This is a genomic window from Bordetella tumbae, assembly GCF_054780995.1.
The window spans coordinates 396,568-419,391 of the sequence record NZ_BAAGVG010000015.1 but is presented as its reverse complement, the minus strand read 5'-3'; the positions used below and the strand labels follow the sequence as shown (position 1 = coordinate 419,391).

The following is a 22,824-nucleotide window of genomic DNA, read 5'->3' as shown; positions in this document are numbered from 1 at the left end:
CGCATCGTGGGTAGCAATCTTTCAGCACGGGGGCATTCTCGTTTCGGAACATCCGGGATAGCCCTGAATGCCGTCCATGCTACGAGCCCGGATCAGGAACACCCAAATGGTTCAACAGCACCCAGGCGGCGGGCGACAAGGCGCTCGCGTCCTTGACGGCGATACAGACCGGCGTGCTCGCCCAAGGGCCGGACAGGGGGATAAATCGAATATCCAAATGGGTATGCCGAGCCTGGAGATAGCGCGGCACCACGGCCACGCCCAGGCCTCGCGCCACCAGCATGCAAATCGTCTCGTGCGCGCTGACCCGGGCGCTGATGCGGCGAGTGACACCTGCCTCACGAGCCGTTTGCTCCAGTACACCGCTGATGCCGTTTTCGCGATTCAACTCGATCTGCTCGAAGGGCAATAGTTGCGCATAGTCCAGAATCTCGTAGTCAGCCAGCAGATGCTGGCCGGGTACGACGGCGGCCAATACGCAATGTTCCCAGGGAAAAACCTGCAAGCCCTCGTGCCCGAAATCCGAGCCGACGGCGATATCGGCTGCCCCCTCCAGCACAGCACGAAAGGCCTCCTGCGTCGTGTCTTCCAGTAAGGAAAGATCAATCTGCGGATGCGTGCGGCGAAAGGATTGAATATACGCAGGCAGCTCGCCGGATAACGCAGCAACGCTGACAGCAAGGCGGATCTGGCCACGCACACCCGTGGCAAAACCGGCCATCTCTGCCCGCATACGGCCCATACCCTGCAAAAGCAGCCTGGCCTGCACCGCCAACGCTGCGCCGGCGACGGTCGCCTGGACGCCTTTGACACCGCGTTCGAGCAAAGGCACACCGAGGATTTCCTCCAGCTCGGACATGCGCTTGCTGACGGCAGACGGGACAATGTTCTCGCGGGCGGCGGCTCGCGCCAGGCTGCCCTCTTCCAGAGCAGCAATGAAAAGACGCAGCGTAACGAGATCGATATCGCGCGAGGGCGATGAGGCAAGAGGGGCGGATTTCATGGCCGGCGCGATAATCCTACGTTCGTAGAGAAGAAGGTAATGATAGGCGCCAAACTACCTGCCGGGCCCGCCCCTGAAACGCGCCCGGCCGTTCGTACGTTCAACTATCAGAGATGCTGCGCCATCGCGGGATCGCTCACACTGTGGCTGCCGGTCTCCATGCGTCCGGCAAAGCGCCGCTCAAAACCCTCGGCGGCCACGCTGAAGTCATACCAATTGCCACTATCCGCGATAGACCAGTGATGTTCGGCCACGGCACCTGGTTCAATGGCCAAGGTCCACGGACCGTCCGTGCGATAGGCATTAGCTCGCAACGAGGCCTGCATCGCAGTCGTGCCATGATTGCTCACCTTCACGTACAGCGCACTGCCGGCGGGCTCATAGCAAACTTGCACCTCCAGGGCAGCACCTTGCCGCGTGTTGCCGGAGAACGTCCGCACGAAACCGTTGGTGCTGTATACCCATAGATCGTAATCGCCACCGCTCCACGTGTCCGACAGCGACTTGCCTGCTTCGAGGGTGTAGCGCCGGGGGATCAGATCCAGGTTGCGCTGGTCATAGACGTGGAATACCGCCCCCACCTTGCCGGTATTGCTGAACAACAGTTCGACGGCTCCGTCCTGCCCGACCCTGGCGCTGGTGTGCAATTCATATGGCAATGCTCGTGACAGTCGAGTACCAGTCTCCTGATACAGCGGCTGCGGCACAGCGGGGGCCTGAGTTACCGTAGTCGTGGGCAACAGCCGCTGTGCCGCATTGATTGCAGGATAGTTGCTTGTGTCGGGCAATTTGGGAGCGACGGGATCATTCGGGCTGACAAAATCAAAGCACGTGGTCAGGTCGCCGCAGACCGCGCGATGCCACGGGCTGATGGCATCTACCGTGATGTCGAAACGCTTTTCCAGAAAACGGCCTACTGAGGTGTGATCGAACACTTCCGAGTTGACCCACCCGCCTTTGCTCCACGGCGACAGCACATACATCGGTACGCGCGAGCTCAAGCCCCATGGGCGAATCTTTCCGCTGGTCGCGTCATCGGCCGACAGATAATTGCCCACGGAAGCATCGAAATACTCCCCTTCCAACGGCACGGTGGATTTACCCATCAAGGTGCCGCTAGCGTCATAGGACGGCACCGCGGGCATCGGCAGGTGATCAAAGAACCCGTCATTCTCATCAAAGGTGACGAAGACAGCAGTTTTGCTCCACACATCGGGGTTGGACGTCAGGGCGTCCAGCACTTCCGCGACGAAATCGGCCGCACCGGCAACGCCTTCCTTGCTGCCGGGATGCTCGGCCAGATCTTGGGTAGGCAGCACCCAGGACACCTCCGGCAGCGTGCCATTCAAGACGTCTTGCCTGAGTTGGGCGAGGAAGTTAGCTGCGCCGTCATCCTTCTCGGGGCCGCCTGTCAAGCCATGTTCATAGATTGATGAGCCGGGCTGAGCGCTGCGGAAACTCTGGAATGCCAGGCAGCCATGCATCGCCCCCGTCCAGTTGTTGTTCATGTTCTGATAGATGTGCCAGCTCACACCGGCGCGTTCCAGCAGGTCCGGCAACGTGTCCCACTTGAAGGCGCTGTTCGTGTATTTGTAGTTGTAGGCCCCCGTCTCGGGGTCGATTTGACCAGAGCCGTCCGCCTGCTGTGCGCGGCCTGCTACCCAGTTGAACGGATTCGGCCAGCAGCGGGAATTGACAGGTTCGGAGTCCGTGTCCGTGCTGTTGATCCCCTGCTTCAGCAATGCGGGATTTGCATTGGCGCCCGACCAGAAGACAATCCGATTCGGATCCGTGCCGGTGAGGATGGAACAGTGATAACCGTCGCAAATCGTAAAAGCGTCGGCTAGCGCGAACTGGAACGGAATGTCTTCGCGCATGAAAAAGCCCATCGTCGCCTGATTCTTGAATTGAATCCAACGATCCATCTTTCCTTGATTCCACGCGGCTTGCTGGTCAGGGAAATTGTGCGGTGTACCCGATCCGATCAACGCATTGCCGGTTCTGGAGTCGCGGTGAAACGGCTGAATCTCCTGACCGCCCGCAGGATTAGGCTGGAAAAACACCGACTTGCCGTTGGTCAACGGAATCGGAAAGCGATCACCAAAGCCCCGCACGCCACGCATCGTACCGAAGTAGTGGTCGAACGAGCGGTTCTCCTGCATCAGGATCACGACGTGCTTGATGTCTTTGATGGTGCCTGTTTCGACTGCAGCGGGAATCGCGAGTGCACGCTGGATCGACGCTGGCAGCAATGCCATGGCGGACAGCGCACCGGCGGCCTTGGCCGACGTGCGAAAGAACTGCCTGCGTCCCGGCTGATCAGGGGAAACGCCGGCTGAATGCGGGTTGGAGATCTTGGTCATGGAGGGCTCTTGCGTGGAGTTGGTCAGGGGCGTGTGTTCAAGGTGCGCAACGCAGCTGCGGCGCGGGCTGCTCGGGCTGTTCGACGTCAGGCGGCGATGACGAGTCATCGTCCGAATCGTCATCGCCGCTGCCGCAGGCAGCGAGAGCCAAGCTCAGAGCGATGGCCGCAACAAGGGCGCGGCCCGGTGCAAAGTACTGGGTCATGAATACTCCTGGTTATGGAACGTTGCGGGACCTGGATGGCAGCAACGCGATGGGGTGCCGTGAGAGCTGTCCTGATTCCGAAGCGCAGATTAGGCGTCTCACATGACAGAGAAATGAAAAATACTCAATTCAAAAAAATTCAATTTTGAGTTTTATTCATATAAAATTTCAGGCCTCAGCCGGCTAAGACTGCCTTCGTGTTCTCCCCTCGATCCCAACTCGCGCCTGCGTGCGCCATCTTTGCCCATGATCTGTATTACCAGCCCACCCCTGCCAACTCTGCCCGATGGTCCGCTCGCCGAGCCCTCCTGGACGCGGCGCTCGCGCGGCCTGATCCTCGACCTGGACGGCACGCTGATCCGGGGACACGAAGTCATTCCCGGTGCCCGGGAATTACTGGCCCGCTGGTCTGGCCGCTATGTGATCGTCTCCAATAACTCCACGGACACCGCCGCCAGCCTGGCGCTGCGGTTACAGGCATTGGGCCTGCCGGTCGAGGCCAGCTCTCTCGTTCTGGCCGGAGAGCAAGCCCTGCACCATATCGCGCGCCACCATCCGTATAGCAAGCTGATGCTGTGCGGCTCCGAGCGCCTGCAGGCATACGCAGCGGGACTAGGCCTGACGGTGGTGTCGCAGGATGCGGACATCGTGCTGCTGGCGCGGGATGTCGATTTCAACTACACCGCCCTGCAGACGCTGACCCGTGAGCTGACATGTGGCGCCACCCTGATGGTCAGTAACGGCGATCTGACCCATCCGGGCCCCCATGGGTCAGTGATACCCGAGACAGGGGCCTTGCTGCAGGCGCTGCTGGCCTGCGTGCCCGGCACGCGTGCGGACATCCTGGGCAAGCCAGCTGCCATGCTGTTCCAAGAAGGGCTGCGCCGCCTGAATTTGCAGCCAACGGATGTCACGGTCATTGGTGACAACATACGTACCGACGCACTAGGTGCGACACGGTTGGGAATGGGTTATCTACTGGTCGGCAATACGCCCCATGCCGACGCACCGGACGTGGCGCATTTGCTCAACGCCGCATGCCCGCGCAGGCATGTGCTGCCTGACGATGTTGTGAGCGGCAACGAATATCAGTAGCGCTTGTTCGACAGCACGTCGAAGGTACTGCGCAGGGTCGAAACCGCCTTGTCGTAATCGGACAAGGCCAGGCAGGCAATCAAGGTGTCAATGATGGCCAATTGGGCCAAACGGCTAGTCATCGCTTCCGTGCGAAAGCGGGTCTCGCGCGATATGGTGTGCAGCACCACATCTGCATATTCCTGGATCGGCGATTTCCCGAAATTGGTGATGCACACTGTACGTGCGCCAGCCTCTTTGGCAAGCCGTGTCGCCAATACCGTCTCGTGCGTGCTGCCCGAGTGAGAAATGGTCAGCACCGCTACCTCCGGCCCGGTCAGCGACGCGCTGATGGCCTGCACATGCGAGTCGGTGACCGCCGTCGCGTGCAGGCCGATCCGCAACATGCGGTAGTGGGCATCATGGGCGATGACCGCCGAGCTGCCAATGCCGTAGATCTCGACACGGCGGGCGCCGCGAATCAACTCCACGGCCGCAGACAGTGCCTCCACGTCCAGCACCGATTCGGTTTCCTGCAAGGTCTGGATATTGCTGTGGAAAATCTTGCTGACGACCTGAGCGGGGCTGTCCTGCGCGGCCAGATCCTCGTGAATGTACTGCACCGGCTGCACGATCTGCTGCGCCAGCGCGATTTTTAGTTGTTGAAAGCCGGTGGCTCCCAGCATCTTGCAAAAGCCAACCACACTGCCTTCGCTGCATTGCGTGCGCTCGGCGACTTCGCTGACCGACATGTGGACCACTTCCGCAGGATAGCGGATGACGAATTCGCCGATGCGCTGCGACGCCGCGCCCATGGACGGCAATAGGCTCTGGATACGCGCCAGCATGGCTTGCGGCGAGCTCCTCTGAAATTCTGCGGTGGCGGACGGCGTTTGTGAGAGTCGCTTGGATGTGGCCATGGAGAATCGATGGGCAAAAAAGAGAATATCAGCGCAACGATACTCCAAGCTGCTGTCACCGAAATGACGGCGGACGGGACAATGTGCTCGCGCTACCGGACAACAGCTGAGGCCTCCTTGCGGCGGGCGTACTTTTTGATCCACAGATACACGCCGCTGCCCAGCACAATGATGGCCACAATATCGAGCAATGCCCAGATGATCTTCAACGGCAGGCCGCCATAATCGCCGAAATGCAGGGGCTGCGATATGAACAGCGTTTTCACGTACCAGGGCATTTCCCGGGTGTCAGTCAGAACGGCAGTCTGGGCATCCACCAACACCGGCCGCAGCAGCTTGGACGTCAACGGCGTATTGCCCTTCATGAAAATGGTGTAGTGATGCGGGCTCGCGAACACCGTGCCGGGAAAAGCCAGCAATGTGGTTTTCATATCCGGAACCGCTTTACCCGCCGTGTCGAGCGCCGCCTGTGCGGAGCCGTTGGAGTCCAGAGGCGGCTCATTCATGTAGGGCCCGACCATCTCGGTCAACTGATCGCGTTGCCAAAGCGCGAGCACGATGGGATCCAGCGTGTTGATGACGCCGGTCACTCCTACCACCGTCAACCAGACGACCGTAACGATGCCCAGCAGATTATGCAGATCAAGCCATTTGGTGCTGGTTTTCAGCCGTCGTACCGTACCAAAATCGAGCTTTCGCATGAAAGGCTTGTACAGCACCACGCCCGACACGATGGCCACCACGAACATCAGCCCCATGAGTCCCAGAAACAACTGGCCCGGCAAACCGGCGTACATGTCCTTGTGCAATTGCAGCATGACATGCATGAACCCGCGGTCATTCGGCTGATCCAGCACCTGCGCCGTGCGCGAATCGAGCGAGACTAGCCAGTACTCCTCGGGCGGCGCGTCGATGCGGCTCGCCATGGACACCAAGGTCACGTTGGGATGTTCATCCTCGTCCCAGAACATGTAGCGCACGACCTTGCCCGGTTGCGCCGCCAATGCGCTCTCGACGATCCGGTCCATGCTGGTCTTTGGGGTCCCCTCGGCCATCTCCGGGGCCTCGACCACACCTGACAGATGCTCGATTTCCTCGGTAAATACCAAGGGCAGCCCAGTCAGGCAGAGCATCAGCAAGAACAATGTGCAGATGAGACTCGTCCACTTGTGGACAAAGATCCAGGAGCTCAGGCGCATTTAGAAATCCATCGTGGCCGACAGCAAGACCGTACGGCCAGTGCCCAGGTACAGGTAGCCGCCAGTGTCCAGGTTGCTCGTCGAACTCGAGGTCGCCCAGTACGACTCGTCGAACAGATTCTCGATGTTCAAACGCAACGTCAAATCATTGCCTGCGATCTTGGTCCTGTACCTCGCCCCCACGTCTACACGCGTCGCAGAAGGGATCTTGAGATCGTTGGCCTGATCGACATATTGCGAGCCGGTGTAGACCATGCGCGCGTTCACGCCAAATCCGGGAGTCAGGACATTGTCCCAATCGACGCCCAGCGACGCCTGGACACGCGGCACGCCAATCGCATCATTGCCTTCGTAAACACCGTCGGCCATTTTGTCCAGTTTTCCACGCATCAGGGTCAATCCCCCAAGCACGCGCACATCACGCACGACTTCGCCGAAAGCGTTGAACTCGATACCGCGGTTGATCTGCTTGCCATTCTCGGACAGCGCGCCATTCATGGTCGTCGCGCTGGGCCGCTTGATCTGAAACAGGCTGACCGTCGTCGCGAACGTGCCCCAGTCATACTTGGCGCCGATCTCCATCTGCTTGGTCTTCATCGGCGGCAGGGCCGTGGCCGTAGTCACCGTGGGTGGCAATGCCGATGCGCCCAAGGACAAACCCTCGATGTAATTAGCGTAGAGCGACAGATTGGATACGGGTTTGACCAACAGTCCCACCACCGGCGTTACCGCGAACTCCTTGTACTTCTCGCCAGAGGGCTCGTGCGTGAAAACATCGTAGGTCTGGTTTTCCACTGACTGTCGGCGTGCACCGACGGTCAGTTGAACGCGGTCATCCAGAATGGATAGCGTGTCGGCCAACGCGTAGCTGGTGAGCGTGGCCCGCTGGTACGCGCCGGTAGGATTACTGATGCCATCAGTGCTGGGGGTACTGGCAGACGTCGGCGAATACAGATTGCTCAGGTACACGTCGCTCCAGGGAAACACAAAGCCGATATCCGCGCTGTCGTTCAGGCGCGAGAAACTGGCCGCAACCTTGTGCTTGACGGGGCCGGTTTCGAATTGGCCGTTCACGCCGAATTCCATGCTGGTGGTCGCGGGCTTCATGATTTGCCAGGCGGGCGAGGAAACAAAATCACCCTGCTCGTTCAGCAAGGTGATATTGCCCGCAATAGCGTCCATCTTGTCGTAGCGGCGGCCGATCGCGCCATGGACAGAGAGATTGTCGTTGATGTCATACTCGACCCGCCCCGCCACCATCGTGTCCTCGACAATACTGCGGCCATATCCGGGATAGTTCAGATCCGTATCCGGCGCAGAGGGAATCGAGGTGAGGCCAGGAGAGATCGCAAATTGACGCACCACGTTGTCGATGGTCTGCTTTTGGTTCATCACATCAAATGATGCCCGCAAGCGTTCGCCCCGGTAATCCAGGCCCAGCGAGATCAAGTGATCTCTCTCGCTCTGCTTGTCTATCGTCGTACTGCCATCGCTATACATGGCGTTGAGCCGGATACCCCATTCGTTGTTTTCCCCGAAACGCCGTCCCATATCCAGATGGGCGCCGACCTGCGAGTCGGACACATAATTGACGGTGACACGTGTCAGAGGATCGTCATAGGCGCGTTTCGGAACGATATTGATGGCGCCTGCCACGTTGCCGCCCGGCGCCATGCCACTCAACAATGCGGAAGGCCCCTTCAACACCTCTACGCTCTCGGCGATTTCCAGCGGCACGCGCCAGTATGGCGACAAGCCGTACATGCCGTTGAAGGCCACGTCCTGGCTGTTGAAATTCAGTCCCCGGATCGTGAACTGTTCCTGGATATTGGTGCGCGCAGAACCTAAGCGAACAGAAGGATCATTCTCCACCAGGTCGGCAAGCGAGCGTGCTTGTTGTTGCTCGATCAACTCCGACGTATAGCTGATCTGGTTGAACGGCGTGTCCATGAAGCTGGTGCTGCCGAGCAGTCCGAGATCACTGCCGGCATTGACTTGCCCGCCCGCAAAAGGCGTGCGCGCCGGGTCCGAGTCGATCGCGACCGTCACGGTCACCGCGGGTAAAGTGGCGGCATCAGTCGTGGATTGCTGGGAGTAGGCCTGCGCCGAAAGCGACAGTGCCATGAGGACAAACGCCGAATGGATTGCCACGGCAAGCGTGCTGAAGCGCTTGGACTGATCAACATCTCGTCCATACGCGTGATGGAAAAATGAATGCATGACGTTCTTATGCTTCCCGATACGAGAACAAAGACAGGCTGATTCAGCCAACGCCGGCATTTTATTGAATAAAAATAAGAATTGTTATTGTTTTTACACAAAAATTCATTACGACCGGGTGTTTTGCGTTGCCGCCAGAAGGTCTATGGGAGCCGGCTAGATGCCGTGGCAGATAGCGCCGGGCTTCGTGCGGGAGGCCGGATAGGGATTTACCCGTAGGTGAAATCCCCTCCTTTTTTTGCGTGTGCCTGGTTCAACGATTGACGAGCTTTGCCGGAATCATCAGAACCAACAGCGCGCCGACCACTAGCACGGCCGCAGAGATGTACATTGCGATCGTTGAACTCTGGGTCAAATCGCGCAGCCATCCTATGAAATAGGGGCTGACAAAGCCGGCCAACCCTGCGAATGCATTGATTGCCGCTACCCCAGCGGCGGCAGCGCTGCCCACCAGAAATGCGGAAGGTAAAGCCCAGAACAATGGCCCCGGCGTGATAACCCCCGCTGCGGCCAGAGACAGCCCGATCAACGCCATGGGCACATGATTGCCGGCCATCGCAACAATGAGATATCCCACCGCGCCCATGAGCATGGGGATGATGACATGCCATCGCCGCTCACCCGTACGGTCGGAGCTGCGTCCGAAACTCAGCATGGCAATGATCGCCACCATATACGGCACCGCCGATAGCAGGCCGATATTCAACACCCCGGTAACACCCGAGGCCTTGATCAGGGTCGGCATCCAGAATGTCAACCCATACTGTCCCATGATGACGCAGAAATAAATCAACGACAGCAGCAGCATGCGCGGATCTTTGAAGATATGCGCGACAGACGACAGTACATGTCCATGGAGATTGCTGGGCACCTCCAGATCCTTGGCAATATGGGCCTTTTCTGCCGTTGTCAGCCACTTCGCTTTCTCGGGACTGCTATCGAGCACAAACAGTGTCGCTACCCCCAGCACGATAGACGGCAGCGCCTCGAGAAAAAACATCCACTGCCATCCCGAGTACCCATGGGTCTGGTGAAATGCCGAGATGATCCACCCCGAAATCGGCCCACCCAGGATGCCTGCCACAGGAATCGCCACCATGAACAGCGCGATGATTTGTGAGCGGCGTTTCGGGGGATACCAAGACATCAGGTAATAGATCACGCCGGGGTAAAACCCGGCTTCGGCAGCGCCGAGCAGAAACCTCAGGACATAGTATTGCGTCGGTGTCGTGACCCAGACAAAGGCCGCAGAAATCAGCCCCCAGGTGAGCATGATCCGCGCGATCCAGACTCTCGCACCGACTTTACGCAAGACCAGATTGCTGGGTACTTCCAGCAGGAAATAGCCGATGAAGAATATTCCCGCTCCTAGGCCATAGACGGTTTCGCTGAAGCCCAGCTCATCCAGCATCTGCAATTTTGCGAACCCGACATTCACTCTATCAATGTACGCCGCCACGTAGCAAAACATCAGAAATGGAATCAGCCGCCAGGTGATCTTGCGATACAGGCGCTTTTCCATATCCATCGGTAACGTAGCAGGTGACGAAAGCACAGCGTTATTCACGGTTTCCCCTCGCTTTATCAATTGTTGGACTACGAACCTGCCAAACTCACCAGCACCTCAGTCAACACTCTCGCCCCATCGGCCGCGTCTGCTGCGGTAATCGACTCGGACTCGTTATGGGTAATGCCCTCGTGGCAAGGGATAAAAAGCATCGCCGATGGGCAGAGCGGATGCAGGTATCTCGCGTCATGCCCCGCCGCCGACAAGATCTCCATCTGAGAGATACCCAGCGTATCGGCCGCATCACGGATGCGTTGCCGCATTGCCTGCGGAAACTCCAACGACATGGCGCAGGAGAGTTCCTCGACGCGGACCTTGCAGGGCGCGGCATGGGCTGCACAAATGCCTGCGATGGCATCGCCCAGTGCCGTGAGAACCGCCGAGTCCGGATGACGCAGATCGATAGAAAAGCGCACACTGCTGGGCACCACCGATGGTGCATTGGGCGTCACGTTGAGCCGGCCTATCGTGAATTTCACGATGTCCTGCTCGTCATGCATGCGCGCGGTCAGCGCCTGGATCATGCGCACCGCCGCCAGCAACGCGTCCTTACGCTCGCTGCGCAACGACGTTCCCGCATGAGACGCCTCGCCCTCTATGTTCACGACAAAAGTGCGCTTGCCCTGAATACCACTGACCACCCCGACGGTTTTTTGCAGCCGTTCAAGCAACGGGCCCTGTTCGATATGCGCTTCGACATATCCAAAAACGGGTCCGCCCAGATCGCGCTGTGGGATATCGATCAAGGCTTGCTTTGCATTGCTCAATGCATCACCCACGGACACGCCCTGTTGATCTCGGACTGTCTCGATGTCAGCCAGGCCGCGCGCGCCCGCAAACACGGCTGCCCCCATCATGCCAGGCGCAAAGCGCGACCCCTCTTCGTTCATCCAGGCCACCACATCGATGGGACGCTGCGGCTGAATCCCCGACTCGACAATCGACTGACACGCCTCTAACGCCGTCAACACACCATATGCACCATCGTATTTGCCACCCGTAGGTTGGCTATCCAGGTGCGACCCGGAGATGACAGGCGCCGCCAGCGCATCCCTGCCCGCCAACCGCAGGAAAATATTTCCCACCTCGTCACGCGAAGGCTGCAGGCCAAAGGACTTTCCCCATTCGATCAGTTGGCGACATGCGGCGATATCCTCTTGCGACAAGGCTTGCCGGTTAACGCCGCCTGCTGCCGTAGCGCCGATGCGTGCCAGCGATTCGTGGCGATCCCACAACCGCTGCTGCGATACATAGGAAGATGCCCGCTTGCTCATGACGTTTTCATGATTTCCGACGGCATCGCGCGGGGATCACGAGGCAGCCAGCGGTTTTGCGCCACCGTGGCCAGAAACTCGGCGACCAGTTGATTGAACAACGCGGGCTCTTCGATATTCAACGTGTGGCCCGCTTTGGGCAGCACTGCCAATCCCGATGCAGGAATGGTCTTTTTGAGAAAGATGCCTGGTTGCAGGCAATGATCGTCTTCGTCTCCGACCACAATCAATGTGGGGACCCGCATGGCCTTCAGCTCGTCCTCCAGATCATATAAAGACGGCCTGCGCGCCTGGACCCCTCGCATCGTCATTGCCGAACCGGCCGCCGAATGTTGCGACAACTGCTCGGCAAACTCTGCCCAGCCACGCGGATCCTTGAGCAAATAGGCAATGCGCGATGCCGCCATCGAATAGGTCTTCGAGAACTCCTTCGATCCCTGTTTTTCGAACTGGGCAGCGACCTCGATCGACACATTGCGGAAGTATTCCTCGTGCTCTTTCTCCGCGCCATAGCCCGCACCAGCTACCACCAGCGATAACGCACGCTCGGGTGCGACGAGGCCCAGATGAACCGTGGCAAAGCCGCCCATCGAAAGTCCCACCACGTGGGCTTTAGGGATCTGCAACGCATCGAGCACATCGACAATATCCAACGCCGCACGGCGTTGCGAATACTGCTCCAGGTCCTCGGGCACATCAGACGGCGGATAGCCGCGTGCATTGAATGCAATGCACCGATGACGCCGTGAAAAATAGCGCATCTGCGGTTCCCAGCTGCGCATATCGCCGCCAAACTCGTGAACGAAAATAATCGGCTCGCCCTCGCCTGCCTCTTCGTAATAGAGCTGGATATTGTCGGAAGTCGTGATGGTCGGCATGTGCGCTCCGCTCAGAACAGGTTTTCAGGGACGTCGATCGTGCGTGCCAAAGCCACCATCTCGGGCAGCAACTCGCAAAAGCGATCTGCCCAGGCCTCTGGCACCGTCAAGCTCACCTTGACGAAACGATGGCCAAAACGCTTCGTGTGGTAGGAGCCCTGGCGAATCATGACGCCGCGCGTCTGATACGCAGCAACCAATGCTTCGGGTTTGATACCCGCATCGATCGTTTCGATCACCAATAGGTTTGCGTGCGACGGATAAACCGGCACCGCAAAACCCGGGATCGCCAATGCCGCACGGGCAACGACCTCCTGATTGCGGCGCTGACGCCGCCAGATCTCGGGAAACCACTGCGCTTTGGTCTTTAATCCCGCAATGGCGGCGCGCTGCGAGAGCACGTTACTGCCGAGATTGTTGGGCGGAGCTGATGCGAAACGCTCCACCAGATCTTCGTGCGCCAGCACCGCGCCCAAACGCATACCCGCTAAACCCAGCCATTTGGAAAAGCTGTAAATCTGGATGGACTTTTCTGGGTAAAAGCGAAATGCGGGCGTGAAGTGCTCGGCGAAACTGCTGTATGTCGCATCGTGAATCAGGTACGCCCCGACCGACCGCGCAATATCGGTAAAGGCTTTGATTTCGTCCTCAGTGTGGCAGGTGCCTAGAGGATTATTCGGATCGACCAGATAGATGACCCGGGTCTTTTCAGTGACGGCGGCACGCAGCTGCTCCACGGTCAGCTTGTAGTGTTGCTCCGCGTTGTAGATCGGCAGCTCGATCACATTCGCGCCGGCCTTTTTAGCGAAATGAATCGGCCACGCCCAGCTGGGATCCGTGGTGACGAAATCCGTGCCGGGCTCGCAGATATTGCTGCAGACGTTGTAGAGCGCCTCGACGGCGCCGTCGGTCACCAGCACAGAGGCATCCGGGATGCCCATGTCTTCGCGGATGAGCTGGCGCAGTTCCTCGAAACCAGCCGGCGGCGCGTACGCGTGGTATTCACCGCTGTCCAGGGCCTGAATCACGGCCTCGCGGACGGAATCGTGCGGCGCATAGTGGTTGGTGTTCTGCCCCAACCACATCAATCCAGGGGTATTGCACAGCTTGTCAAAGTATTGATTGCGGACTTGGAAATTTTTCATGGCGTTCTACAGAGAATGAGCAGTCGTCACACCACGGCGCGGCGCGAAGCGATGCCGCCGTCGACCGTGAATACGGTTCCGGACGTGTAGCCGGAACGGAAAGAGGCCAGGAACAGGAATAGATCCGTGATCTCGTGCACTCTGGCGGGCCGCCCGAGCGGATAGCGTTCCAGCAGTTCCTCATAGCGGTCTGCGTCGCCGAGCCGGTTCTCTGCGAATTTCTTGAGCATGTTGTAGATGCGGCTCGTATCGACTGGGCCGGGATTAACGCCGATGACGCGGATGTTGTCATCCAGGCTGGTGCCGCCCAGGGCGCGCGTGAGCGCCATCAGCGATGCATTGCCGGCCGCACCCTCGATGTAGTTCGGATCGCAGACCTCACCACCGTTGCCGATATTGTTGAGAATGACGCCGCCGCCGCGCTGTTTCATCCGGGGATACACGAGACGGATCATGTCGGCGTAGCCGAAGCCTTTCAGCGCCCAACCGTCGCGCCATTTCTTGCCGTCGATGTCGAACAGCGTGCCGCTGGGGATCACGCCCGCGTTGTTGATCAGGACATCGACATCGCCCGCCTCATTCACGATTTGCTCGCAGGCGTCTGGCGCGGTCATGTCTACGGCGGTCACCGTGACTTTGACCTGGTTGCGTTCCTCGATCTCTCGGCGCAGTTGATCCAGTTTGTCGGCCGAACGCGCCGTCAGGTGCAAGTCGCATCCCTCTTCGGCAAACGCGAGTGCCAGCCCTTCGCCTATTCCTTGCGAGGCCCCGGTGATCAGAATTTTCTTTCCCGTCAGCTGCAAATCCATGTTGTCCGCGTTCCTCTCTTAAGCACGTAAATCCGATTACGTATGCATAATATGGAACTCTTGTATACATATATAGCTGGGGTTAATACTTATACAACGGGATGCAGAAAAAAGCCTGCGTAGGGACAGCGTTGATTTCTTAGGAAGAACGAGGACTATCTCCCAGGGACATCATGTGTTCACCCAGGCTATCAATGTATACAAGATAGACCCAAAGACTCTTGAGGCGATCTGGACATTGTTCATTCACGCTGTCCAATTTCAAGGAAACAGGCTCGCCGTTAGGCACGCTCGATGTCGACGGCAGCAACAAGACGAGCGTCGTGCTCTCGCCGATGGTAAAAGTCGGCGGCTGCTGGGATTGGGATGACAAGACGATCGCACGACCCTTCGCTGCCCTCGGGGCCAATTTCCGGCCGGACACCTTCGATGCGCGCGGAATACGGCCTCGAATGAGCTAACGGTTATCGCCGACCTTCACATCGCTACTTCAAACTGGCATACGCATCATCGTCGATGATCAGTGTAAACATCTTTGCCCGTTCGCAATACCTCACAGGCACGATGCGGCCTATACGCAATAGTGATGGCGCGTTCTCAGTGAACTGCTGCTCGATATCCGCCTTGAATTTAAGTTCGGTATCGTCGTCCGGCTGTACCTCGAGCCGTACGGCATACCACTTTTTGTCAGGCTCTTGCTCAGTGATTCCGGAAAACTCTGCAGACAAAATCGTCGCCACCCCAGGCAGGCCGTGGTCATGAATATCCTGAGAAATGAGCCCGAGCAGCGAGCGCCGATACACAAACAGAAAGTGCCCTATCAAATACAGCGATACCGAGACATTGATGTAGAGCAGTTCGTTCACAGGTTTGCCGAGCGCCAGCAACACGACGAAAATGCCCAACACCACGGTACCGGCAGCCAGGAACAGGACACCTAGCACAGTCGCCCATGCGTATTTTTTAACCATGAGATCGTAGTACAGACATGACGTCGAACGTGAAACCCATGACGTGTCGGACTGCGCACATCAGGCCAGCACGATGACTTTCTTTTGATCCATTTTCAGATACAAGCCCAAGGTATTCCAGAAATTTTGCAGGGCTAGGCATAGCCAACGAATGACCATTCCGCCACATGCCACAACCGTTGTAGAAAACAAGGCAATTGTCGCTCCCAACATGAACAATGTCCCTGTTGCCACCCCGACGACACTCGACGGCATATCGATGGTGATGGGTGCCACCGAGTAAAGGTTATGCGCAGGTTTGTTCTGAATGAAAATGTTAGTGGTGGGCAGCTTCATGCAACTCAGCATGTCATTTTTGGACGGGCCCGTGATATATGGCCCAAGTCCAATGCTTTTACCGCTACCCATGCATCCCCAAAAAGGCATCATGTTCTCCCGTTTAAACGTTCCAGAGTTCCGCGCTAAATAGCTCTTCGTCCTTTTCGATTGCACCAACGCGTGTCTTGACATCCGTCGTCGTCACGGCGCGGTGAAACCGGGTGCTATTCAACGTCACATCGTCAAAGTTGCAATCATTCAGCACGGCATAGGAAAAATCCGCATACTGCAAATCGGCCTGAACAAAATAGCATTTCTCAAATGACGATTTGCCAAACCCGCCCATATCAATGCGGGCGCCACTAAAATTGCTGTGATACACAACAGCGCCGTTCCACATCGACTGACTCAGCTTGGCATTGCTGAATACCGTTTCGTGTATGTCAGCCTTGATGAATACGCCGTTGCGCGCATCGGCCTCGGCAAAATTCGTATTGGAAATCTTGCTGTCACTGAAATTGCACATTGCCAGCTTGCAAGAGGAAAAATCCACCTCTTTCAGTATGGCCTCATTGAACTGGCATCCAGACAGATCCAAACCGGAAAAGTCATGCCCAGACAAATTGCAGCCAGATAGCGCCACATCCTTCATCGTAATATTGGATAAGACACATTCGCGCATATCCAACGTCAAGAATATAGAGCCCGAAATCGTCGCCCCACTGAAATCTGCCTTGGTTAACGTTGAATCGACAACATACGCATCCGTCAAGCGTTGCTCTTTCAGGCTGATACCGGTGGCATCACAATTGGTGAATTGAATTTTGTCCAAATGGCATTCGGCAAACAGCACGCCGCATAAGGTCGACTCGGAAAAGTCTGCTTCGCCAAGCGTACATGCCTGAAAATTGCTCTGACTAAAATCACAGTTATTAAAGCGCACCCCTGACATATCGGTACCTCGGAAGGCCGCATTCTTGAACGCGCAATGCGAGAACATGCTGTCCTTTAACGAACCGCCGTCAAAGTCTGTAGCCGAAAAATCCACGTTATAAAAAGCCATGCCGCTAAGATCATCATCTTTGAATGACTCTCCCGTAGCACTCACCCCCTGTATCGGCTCGACAGACTCGCGACGGCTGACTATATATGCTCTACTCATATCAACCTCTTCGCTGCCCTGAGGTTGTCACGATAGGGAGCGACGCGGGTACGCTGCGTATAAGTGTTATGGACTATCGTCGACGCATCGAGCAGCGTTTCCGACATATCCGCGCGAAACAGGTTGCAATGAGACAGATTGGCTCCAATAAAACTGGATTTCTGAAAATTACCCGTCATCAAATTACTGTCCGACAAATCCGCCATATCTAAGTTGGTGCGCATGAACAGGGATTGTGGCGTCTGTATATTGGTCAGAACACACTGTTGCAAGCTCGCTAGAGAAAAATCGCATTGTTCAAAGAAAGATCCCTGCATACTGGATTTTTCGAATACGACACCTCGAAACAGGCATTGCATAAAACGACTGTGCTCGAATACACAGTCGGTAAATTTCTCGTCCTCTGTGAATGTCACCTTCGTCAATGACGAACTCACAATCCGCACATGCGTATTCCGAGTCTCCATAAAGACGGAATTCGTCATCGTGCTGTTCGAAATCACCACGTCGTGCAACACGGACTCGTTAATATCGATCTTGTCAAAGTGGCACTGGTCAAGCTCACATTGTGTCCATTGCGACGACTCGAAAGAAACGTCGCCAATCTTCACCCCTTTGAAACGCGTGTGCTCGAACTGCATATCGCTTGCACTGAAGTCCTTGATCGTAGTGCCTTCGAAATGGCAATTTCGAAAATACGTGCGCACCTCGACAATCAGATCAGACAACTCGGCATCACGAAATGAAACCTGTTGGAATGACGCCTCACTGATATTGGTGCTCGTCAGGCGCGCGCCATCCAAGTTGGTCCGCAAGAACAGGCCGCGAGCGAGCACGGCCTCATTGAATATCGCGCCGGACAAATTGGTATCCGAAAAGTCGGCCCCCTCCAACCAAGTTCCCGAGAAATCGGCACCCGACAGATCCATATTTGATAGATCAGCACCTGTCAGATTCATTTGGCTGAGATTCTTGCTGGAACGATAACGTCTGAGCACCTTCTCGCGCAGTCTGACGGCACGATGCTCTCCCACCCGAGCAACACCATCCTGATAATGCACGGAGTACAAGTACATTTTCGATAGAGACTGGCGTCCATAAGCATAGGCGTCATGCAGCTTGTTAAACGGAACTTCGGCGACTCCCAACGCGCTGCGCATCTCGCGTCGCGTCTGCATAGACCCCAAAAAACCACTCATCCCGTCGACATCTGGCGGGCCACTCGTTGGAATATGAGGAAGGCTTCTTTCTGTCGAACGATCCAGGCCGTCATAAATTTCACGAGTCAAGCGACGCTGGAACTCCGACATACTCGTATCCGTGTCCAACCTGGCCAAATCCGCGTGGCGATCCTGTTTATATTCCTCCAGCGAGTCTTCCAACATTTTGTCATTTTGCTCGACCAAATCGGGCAGATCATCAAGCGACATGGGCTTGATCGGTCCGACAAATGCGCCGTGCGGATAACCAGCACTTTCCGCAAAGCGACGCATCTTTGAAATCACCGCGTTGTCGTCCAATGGTATTTTCTCGATCCACGGCGCAAGCATATCGGCCGGCATCAGCTCGCGATCTCTCAAGGCGTGCAGTGCCGATTTCTCTGAGTCAGTGCGTAGCTGAAAAATGGTGTGGTAGTCGTCGATGGAGCGCGGACTATCCATGTGATCCATGCCCGCCATGATGGCATTGACGTCATAAGCGTCATCCTCATCAATGGGAAGCTGCCCGTGAAACAACAACACATAACTGCATTTGTGCGGAACGAACCATACTGTGGTCGGCCGCATCGGCATTTCGTCCAACTGGCCAGGAGTGTCGCGCCGCTCAATAAAACAGCGAGCTTTCAGACTGGGGAGCGTACCGGACCAACAATGCAGATCGGGATGCATATTCCAGATCTCGAATGTTTCGTCCATGTTCAATGCTTTTTTTTCCGTCCAGATCTGATCCTCTGACGCGGCATTGAATACACTGGGCTGCATATCGTCGAAAAAGCCCGTGCCGACTGTCCTCACCCATTCCTCATCGTAGCTGCCCATTTTGCTCATACGGGCAGGCCATTCGATATTGATTTGGCCAAAATTCCAAGGCTCGACAAGCTGGCCTTTGGTATGAACACGATCCGTCAACGATTCCAGATTAGGTAATCTAATAACCTGGTTTCCTTGGACGTCCACTGCGTCCAACCCCGTGCCACGCGGATTATCGGGAAAGGACGGCCCACCGAAAGAGTTGGCCCATGACAAGGATTGACATTCAAACGGCACAGGATCAGAGATGGTGTCCCCTAACCAGTAACGGTCGCCAAATACCAGACCATCTTTTTCTTTGGTTCCAACGCGCACTCGAACGACACAATGCGTTTGATCCTCTTGATGTGCGGTATATGCGTTGCCACTGACCAGATATTCCGGATGCGGCTTGGGCATGACAAAATCCAGCACCTCATCGGAATCCAATTCCGGCAGAATATCGTGTATCAATGTATATTCCGGCTCGATTAGCGGGCGATCCCCCTCGTGCTTGATCAACACGGCCAACGTGACCGCCAGATACTTCCCATTACGCCATCGGTATGGACGCGGCATGACCATCATGCGCAGCGGCTTTATTATTTTCATGCATTCACTTAAATATCAGTTTGCCTGCTGACCATAGTTTGATCAGACTTCGGGACACGAAATTTTTGACAGCTGTGTTGTGCCGATCTTCTTTCAAGGTCGTCACGGCGGCCACATAGAAATCGCCTAGAAAACCGATTTCTTTGGCAGGTGCGATTGCCGCCGTTTTCTGCCAATGAAACGCCCCGGTTATCGAAGAATACCCAAGGCTAAGCAAACTCTTGGACACTGGATTGGGAGACTCCATCGTGTATCCCCCCCAATAGATGGAGTTGGATTTGTCGATGATGCTTTCATCGTGATCTGCAGTTGCGGTGTAGTTCAAACAATCGATCGTGAGCTTGGACGTCGTCGTCTGGATATAAGTATTCGTTATCTTCCAGTCCGTCTTGTTCGTCACGGTCTTTGTCTCGTTGCCCAGGTATGTTTCTGTCACGAGACCCTGTACCATCGCCTTCAGATAGCCGAAAATCTCCAGCCCGGGTGCGCTTGGATTTTGAGCTACAGCAATGGCAACGGCCACCGCCGCTCCGGCCTGTGCGGCTAACGCCGGCGGCAAGCCCTCACTAAGGGCTTCCTTCGTCTTGGCCCTCGCGACATTCTTGTCGCCTCCCGCCTTTTCCGCTTCTTCTCCTGCCGCAGTCACCGCCAAATCATTTTGGTCGCTGGCATTGACATCCTTGCCTTCATCCAGAACACGCTGCTTGGCCTTATTTCCCGCCACATTTGGGTCAGCAACCGCACTGCCCACAACCCCTTGAGCCAACTCGGTCAAATTGGCGTTGGGATTGTTTTTGGCTAGTTGAGTTACTGTCTCAGAGGCCGCAGCATTTGTCAGGGGATCGACGCCATAATCCTTCAGTACGTCGGAAACTTCTGTTCCGATGTTGCCAGGCGTGAGGTCCACCATACCGATCCGCTGTGCGGCCTTATCGGCATCGGAGCCAGGAATGACATTAAAAGGAAGCGACATAATCTATTTGAGAAAAGCCTTTGCCGTCGAGATGATTTTCTTCCCGAATACCCGGACTTCAGCGGCGGATTTTCGATGATCCTTAAACTTCAGTTTGACTTTGCTATTCCACACCAGATCGGAATCAAATACCGCTAGATACACCCGTCCCAATGTCTCGGTGACAGTCGCTACGGCCAGGCTTTTGACTCTCCCTCCCCAGCGGTATTTATAGATGAGGTTAACGGAGTAGCTTTTCTGCGCGTATGAATCGTAGCTGCCCAGATACTTACCTACAGCGGCGCCCTCGTGCGCTCGAACGTCTTCGCCGCTGCTCGATGTTTTAATCGTGTCGCACGTGACCACAAAATTATTAGCCTTCATGTTGTAGGTCGTATTAGACAAATTCGTATGGATAGACGAATCCGCTATCTTGAGCAGCTCAGTGTTCTTGAAGATATATTCCGCGTCACCGTGCACCATCATCGTCAAGTAGCCAAAAATCGAGAAGGACTCCGCCTCGGCCATGTTCTGCGCCAAGATTGCAGCCACTGCGGCCGCAGCGGCCATTTCCGGGCTGGAGCCCTCCTCCATATATTGGTGAATCTTGGTACGCAGATCCTGCTGTGATTGCGCATCGACAACACCTGCATTGCGCAACACACCATTAGCTTCGTTAAACGCGATGTCCTCTTGCTGCTGCGCCGTCAATGCATCCAGCGGTTCGCCCGTCGCCTTCAGCGCCGCCGCCACACGCTCTTTCGCATTGCTGCTGGCCACAGCAGGATCCGCCAAGGTGATGCCGACCACATTTTCGGCCACCTTTTGTGCTTGAGCGGGATCTTTCGTGGCCAGGTCTCCCACGGCGGTGCTGGACACTGCCGCCGTCACCGGATCACCGCCGTGAGAGACGATGGTCTGTTTCACGAAGTCCTGCAGCGCAGGAATATCCAAGTCGGGGCCCTGATTGGCAAAATAATTGCTCACTTCATCCACAGCTGCAGCGGCATCTGAACCCGGAAGGACATGCGGGATGTTCTGATAAGGATCAGTCATGGCTATCTCTCGATATCAAAACACGGCTTGGCGAATCGATAATAAAGCGCTTCATTACGGAAGAATGATGAGAAATGCCGCGAAACCCAACAAAAAGTCGTTGGCCTTTTTATTGATCTTGTCTGATTTCTTATACACAAAGCCAAATGTCCCCGCGCGGGTCAGGCCACGAGTCCGCATATAACCTGCCGTACCCACCTTGAATGTCGCATAACTGGCGTTGATCAAGCTCAGATCCACACCAAATACACCCAACGAGTTTTCACATCCCGACGTGTGCATGAAATACGTCGTTGCCATCGTAAAACTACAATCACTGCGTTCCGACACTTTCCTCGTCGTGACGATATTCGTTTCTTTTTCAGACGCAAGAATAGCAATCGCGTTCGCGGTCAACTTGACGTCTTTCGCATTAACGTCAACGTCACCCGTGTGCGTATAAACCGTATCACCTACGGTCGTCTTTATCTGCGAATTCTTAAAATCGAGGTCCACATAATCGTAGACCGTTACTTTCAGATTGCCATAAATATCGATGCCCGCGGGTAGCAACTTTCCGCCAGAGGCGGCATTGATAATCGCCGCCTGTGCCTGGGCGGCGAGCTCGGGGGACATCCCCGCATTTTTCATCGCATCGCGGGCATCATTTAACGCGCTGTTTGCCCCACTGGTCATGGATATTTTTTGACCATCCGGCAAATTTGCGTTCTTGGCATCGATGAATTGTTGGATATCTCCAGAATCAGGAATGCCCTTCTTGTTGTTTGCATCCCGATAGCCCAACAATTGATCGCGTTGCTCGACCAGAGACGGTCGAGCATCCATGGATTCCTGATATACCTGCGTTGCAGCGGCCGAGGCTGCAACGTCGGGTTTCATCCCTTGCTCATAGTACGAATTCGCTAAATCTACGGCTTTGCTTTCAAGCGCAGAATCCCCATTAGCGCCAAGCTTGGCATGCTCCGCAATAATGTTTTTAACGGCATCCGCAGGTGGATTAGTACCCAGATTGTTGATATCTTGATTGACACCCTCTACCACTTCGGTAGCAAGATTCGTGTCCGACATGGGGAGTCTCCAAAAAGGC

The 22,824-nt window shown here is 56.1% G+C and carries 19 protein-coding genes; 1 reads left to right on the top strand and 18 read right to left on the bottom strand.

Translation table 11 applies throughout. The features are described 5' to 3' along the window. Window positions 1-79: 79 nt before the first annotated feature. The 3 genes from ACYVI2_RS14320 to ACYVI2_RS14310 form a co-directional block, all read right to left on the bottom strand. Window positions 80-1,003 carry a LysR family transcriptional regulator gene (locus ACYVI2_RS14320; protein WP_415821372.1) on the bottom strand — a complete coding sequence of 308 codons (924 nt, stop codon included), beginning with the start codon at window positions 1,001-1,003 and terminating at the stop codon, window positions 80-82. Window positions 1,004-1,110: 107 nt separating this feature from the next. Beyond that, window positions 1,111-3,366 carry a phosphocholine-specific phospholipase C gene (locus ACYVI2_RS14315; RefSeq protein ID WP_415821373.1) on the bottom strand — a complete coding sequence of 752 codons (2,256 nt, stop codon included), beginning with the start codon at window positions 3,364-3,366 and terminating at the stop codon, window positions 1,111-1,113. A gap of 37 nt (window positions 3,367-3,403) precedes the next feature. Then, window positions 3,404-3,571 carry a hypothetical protein gene (locus tag ACYVI2_RS14310; RefSeq protein ID WP_460490318.1) on the bottom strand — a complete coding sequence of 56 codons (168 nt, stop codon included), beginning with the start codon at window positions 3,569-3,571 and terminating at the stop codon, window positions 3,404-3,406. A gap of 246 nt (window positions 3,572-3,817) precedes the next feature. Here ACYVI2_RS14310 and ACYVI2_RS14305 point away from each other — a divergent pair, with 246 nt between their 5' ends. After that, window positions 3,818-4,666 (top strand): HAD-IIA family hydrolase, encoded by an 849-nt coding sequence (locus tag ACYVI2_RS14305; protein WP_415821375.1) that lies wholly within the window; start codon window positions 3,818-3,820, stop codon window positions 4,664-4,666. Here ACYVI2_RS14305 and ACYVI2_RS14300 read toward each other — a convergent pair. The 15 genes from ACYVI2_RS14300 to ACYVI2_RS14230 all read right to left on the bottom strand — a co-directional run bounded on the left by ACYVI2_RS14300 (window position 4,660) and on the right by ACYVI2_RS14230 (window position 22,805). Further along, a complete protein-coding gene (locus tag ACYVI2_RS14300) occupies window positions 4,660-5,565 on the bottom strand; it encodes a MurR/RpiR family transcriptional regulator (RefSeq protein WP_415821376.1) in 906 nt (301 codons plus the stop codon). The genes ACYVI2_RS14305 and ACYVI2_RS14300 overlap by 7 nt on opposite strands. Window positions 5,566-5,657: 92 nt before the next feature. After that, entirely contained in the window at window positions 5,658-6,764 is a 1,107-nt protein-coding gene (locus ACYVI2_RS14295) for a PepSY-associated TM helix domain-containing protein (RefSeq protein WP_415821377.1), read from the bottom strand. Continuing rightward, the gene (locus ACYVI2_RS14290) at window positions 6,765-8,984 is read right to left on the bottom strand and encodes a TonB-dependent receptor (RefSeq protein ID WP_415821378.1); all 2,220 of its coding nucleotides are present in this window, start codon (window positions 8,982-8,984) and stop codon (window positions 6,765-6,767) included. It abuts the gene before it with no gap. A gap of 253 nt (window positions 8,985-9,237) precedes the next feature. After that, entirely contained in the window at window positions 9,238-10,512 is a 1,275-nt protein-coding gene (locus ACYVI2_RS14285; protein ID WP_415821407.1) for an MFS transporter, read from the bottom strand. Window positions 10,513-10,580: 68 nt separating this feature from the next. Then, on the bottom strand, window positions 10,581-11,825 hold the full coding sequence (locus ACYVI2_RS14280) for a hydantoinase/carbamoylase family amidase (protein WP_415821379.1): 1,245 nt from the start codon (window positions 11,823-11,825) through the stop codon (window positions 10,581-10,583). Continuing rightward, window positions 11,822-12,703, bottom strand: a complete 882-nt coding sequence (locus ACYVI2_RS14275; protein ID WP_415821381.1) for an alpha/beta fold hydrolase — start codon at window positions 12,701-12,703, stop codon at window positions 11,822-11,824. The genes ACYVI2_RS14280 and ACYVI2_RS14275 overlap by 4 nt, the downstream gene beginning before the upstream one ends. Before the next feature lie 11 nt (window positions 12,704-12,714). Continuing rightward, window positions 12,715-13,848 (bottom strand): pyridoxal phosphate-dependent aminotransferase, encoded by a 1,134-nt coding sequence (locus ACYVI2_RS14270; RefSeq protein ID WP_415821382.1) that lies wholly within the window; start codon window positions 13,846-13,848, stop codon window positions 12,715-12,717. 26 nt (window positions 13,849-13,874) lie between these two features. After that, window positions 13,875-14,657 (bottom strand): SDR family oxidoreductase, encoded by a 783-nt coding sequence (locus tag ACYVI2_RS14265; protein ID WP_415821383.1) that lies wholly within the window; start codon window positions 14,655-14,657, stop codon window positions 13,875-13,877. A gap of 485 nt (window positions 14,658-15,142) precedes the next feature. After that, window positions 15,143-15,628 (bottom strand): hypothetical protein, encoded by a 486-nt coding sequence (locus ACYVI2_RS14260; protein ID WP_415821385.1) that lies wholly within the window; start codon window positions 15,626-15,628, stop codon window positions 15,143-15,145. A 60-nt stretch (window positions 15,629-15,688) separates the two neighbouring features. Beyond that, the gene (locus tag ACYVI2_RS14255; protein ID WP_415821387.1) at window positions 15,689-15,964 is read right to left on the bottom strand and encodes a PAAR domain-containing protein; all 276 of its coding nucleotides are present in this window, start codon (window positions 15,962-15,964) and stop codon (window positions 15,689-15,691) included. A 103-nt stretch (window positions 15,965-16,067) separates the two neighbouring features. Beyond that, window positions 16,068-17,108 carry a pentapeptide repeat-containing protein gene (locus ACYVI2_RS14250; protein ID WP_415821389.1) on the bottom strand — a complete coding sequence of 347 codons (1,041 nt, stop codon included), beginning with the start codon at window positions 17,106-17,108 and terminating at the stop codon, window positions 16,068-16,070. Next, on the bottom strand, window positions 17,105-19,705 hold the full coding sequence (locus ACYVI2_RS14245) for a DUF2169 domain-containing protein (RefSeq protein WP_415821390.1): 2,601 nt from the start codon (window positions 19,703-19,705) through the stop codon (window positions 17,105-17,107). Before ACYVI2_RS14245 ends, ACYVI2_RS14250 begins: the two co-directional genes overlap by 4 nt. 28 nt (window positions 19,706-19,733) lie before the next feature. Then, window positions 19,734-20,702, bottom strand: a complete 969-nt coding sequence (locus ACYVI2_RS14240) for a hypothetical protein (protein ID WP_415821391.1) — start codon at window positions 20,700-20,702, stop codon at window positions 19,734-19,736. A gap of 3 nt (window positions 20,703-20,705) precedes the next feature. Then, the gene (locus ACYVI2_RS14235; RefSeq protein WP_415821394.1) at window positions 20,706-21,737 is read right to left on the bottom strand and encodes a hypothetical protein; all 1,032 of its coding nucleotides are present in this window, start codon (window positions 21,735-21,737) and stop codon (window positions 20,706-20,708) included. Between the two features lie 54 nt (window positions 21,738-21,791). Beyond that, window positions 21,792-22,805 carry a hypothetical protein gene (locus ACYVI2_RS14230; RefSeq protein ID WP_415821396.1) on the bottom strand — a complete coding sequence of 338 codons (1,014 nt, stop codon included), beginning with the start codon at window positions 22,803-22,805 and terminating at the stop codon, window positions 21,792-21,794. Between the last annotated feature and the right edge of the window lie 19 nt (window positions 22,806-22,824).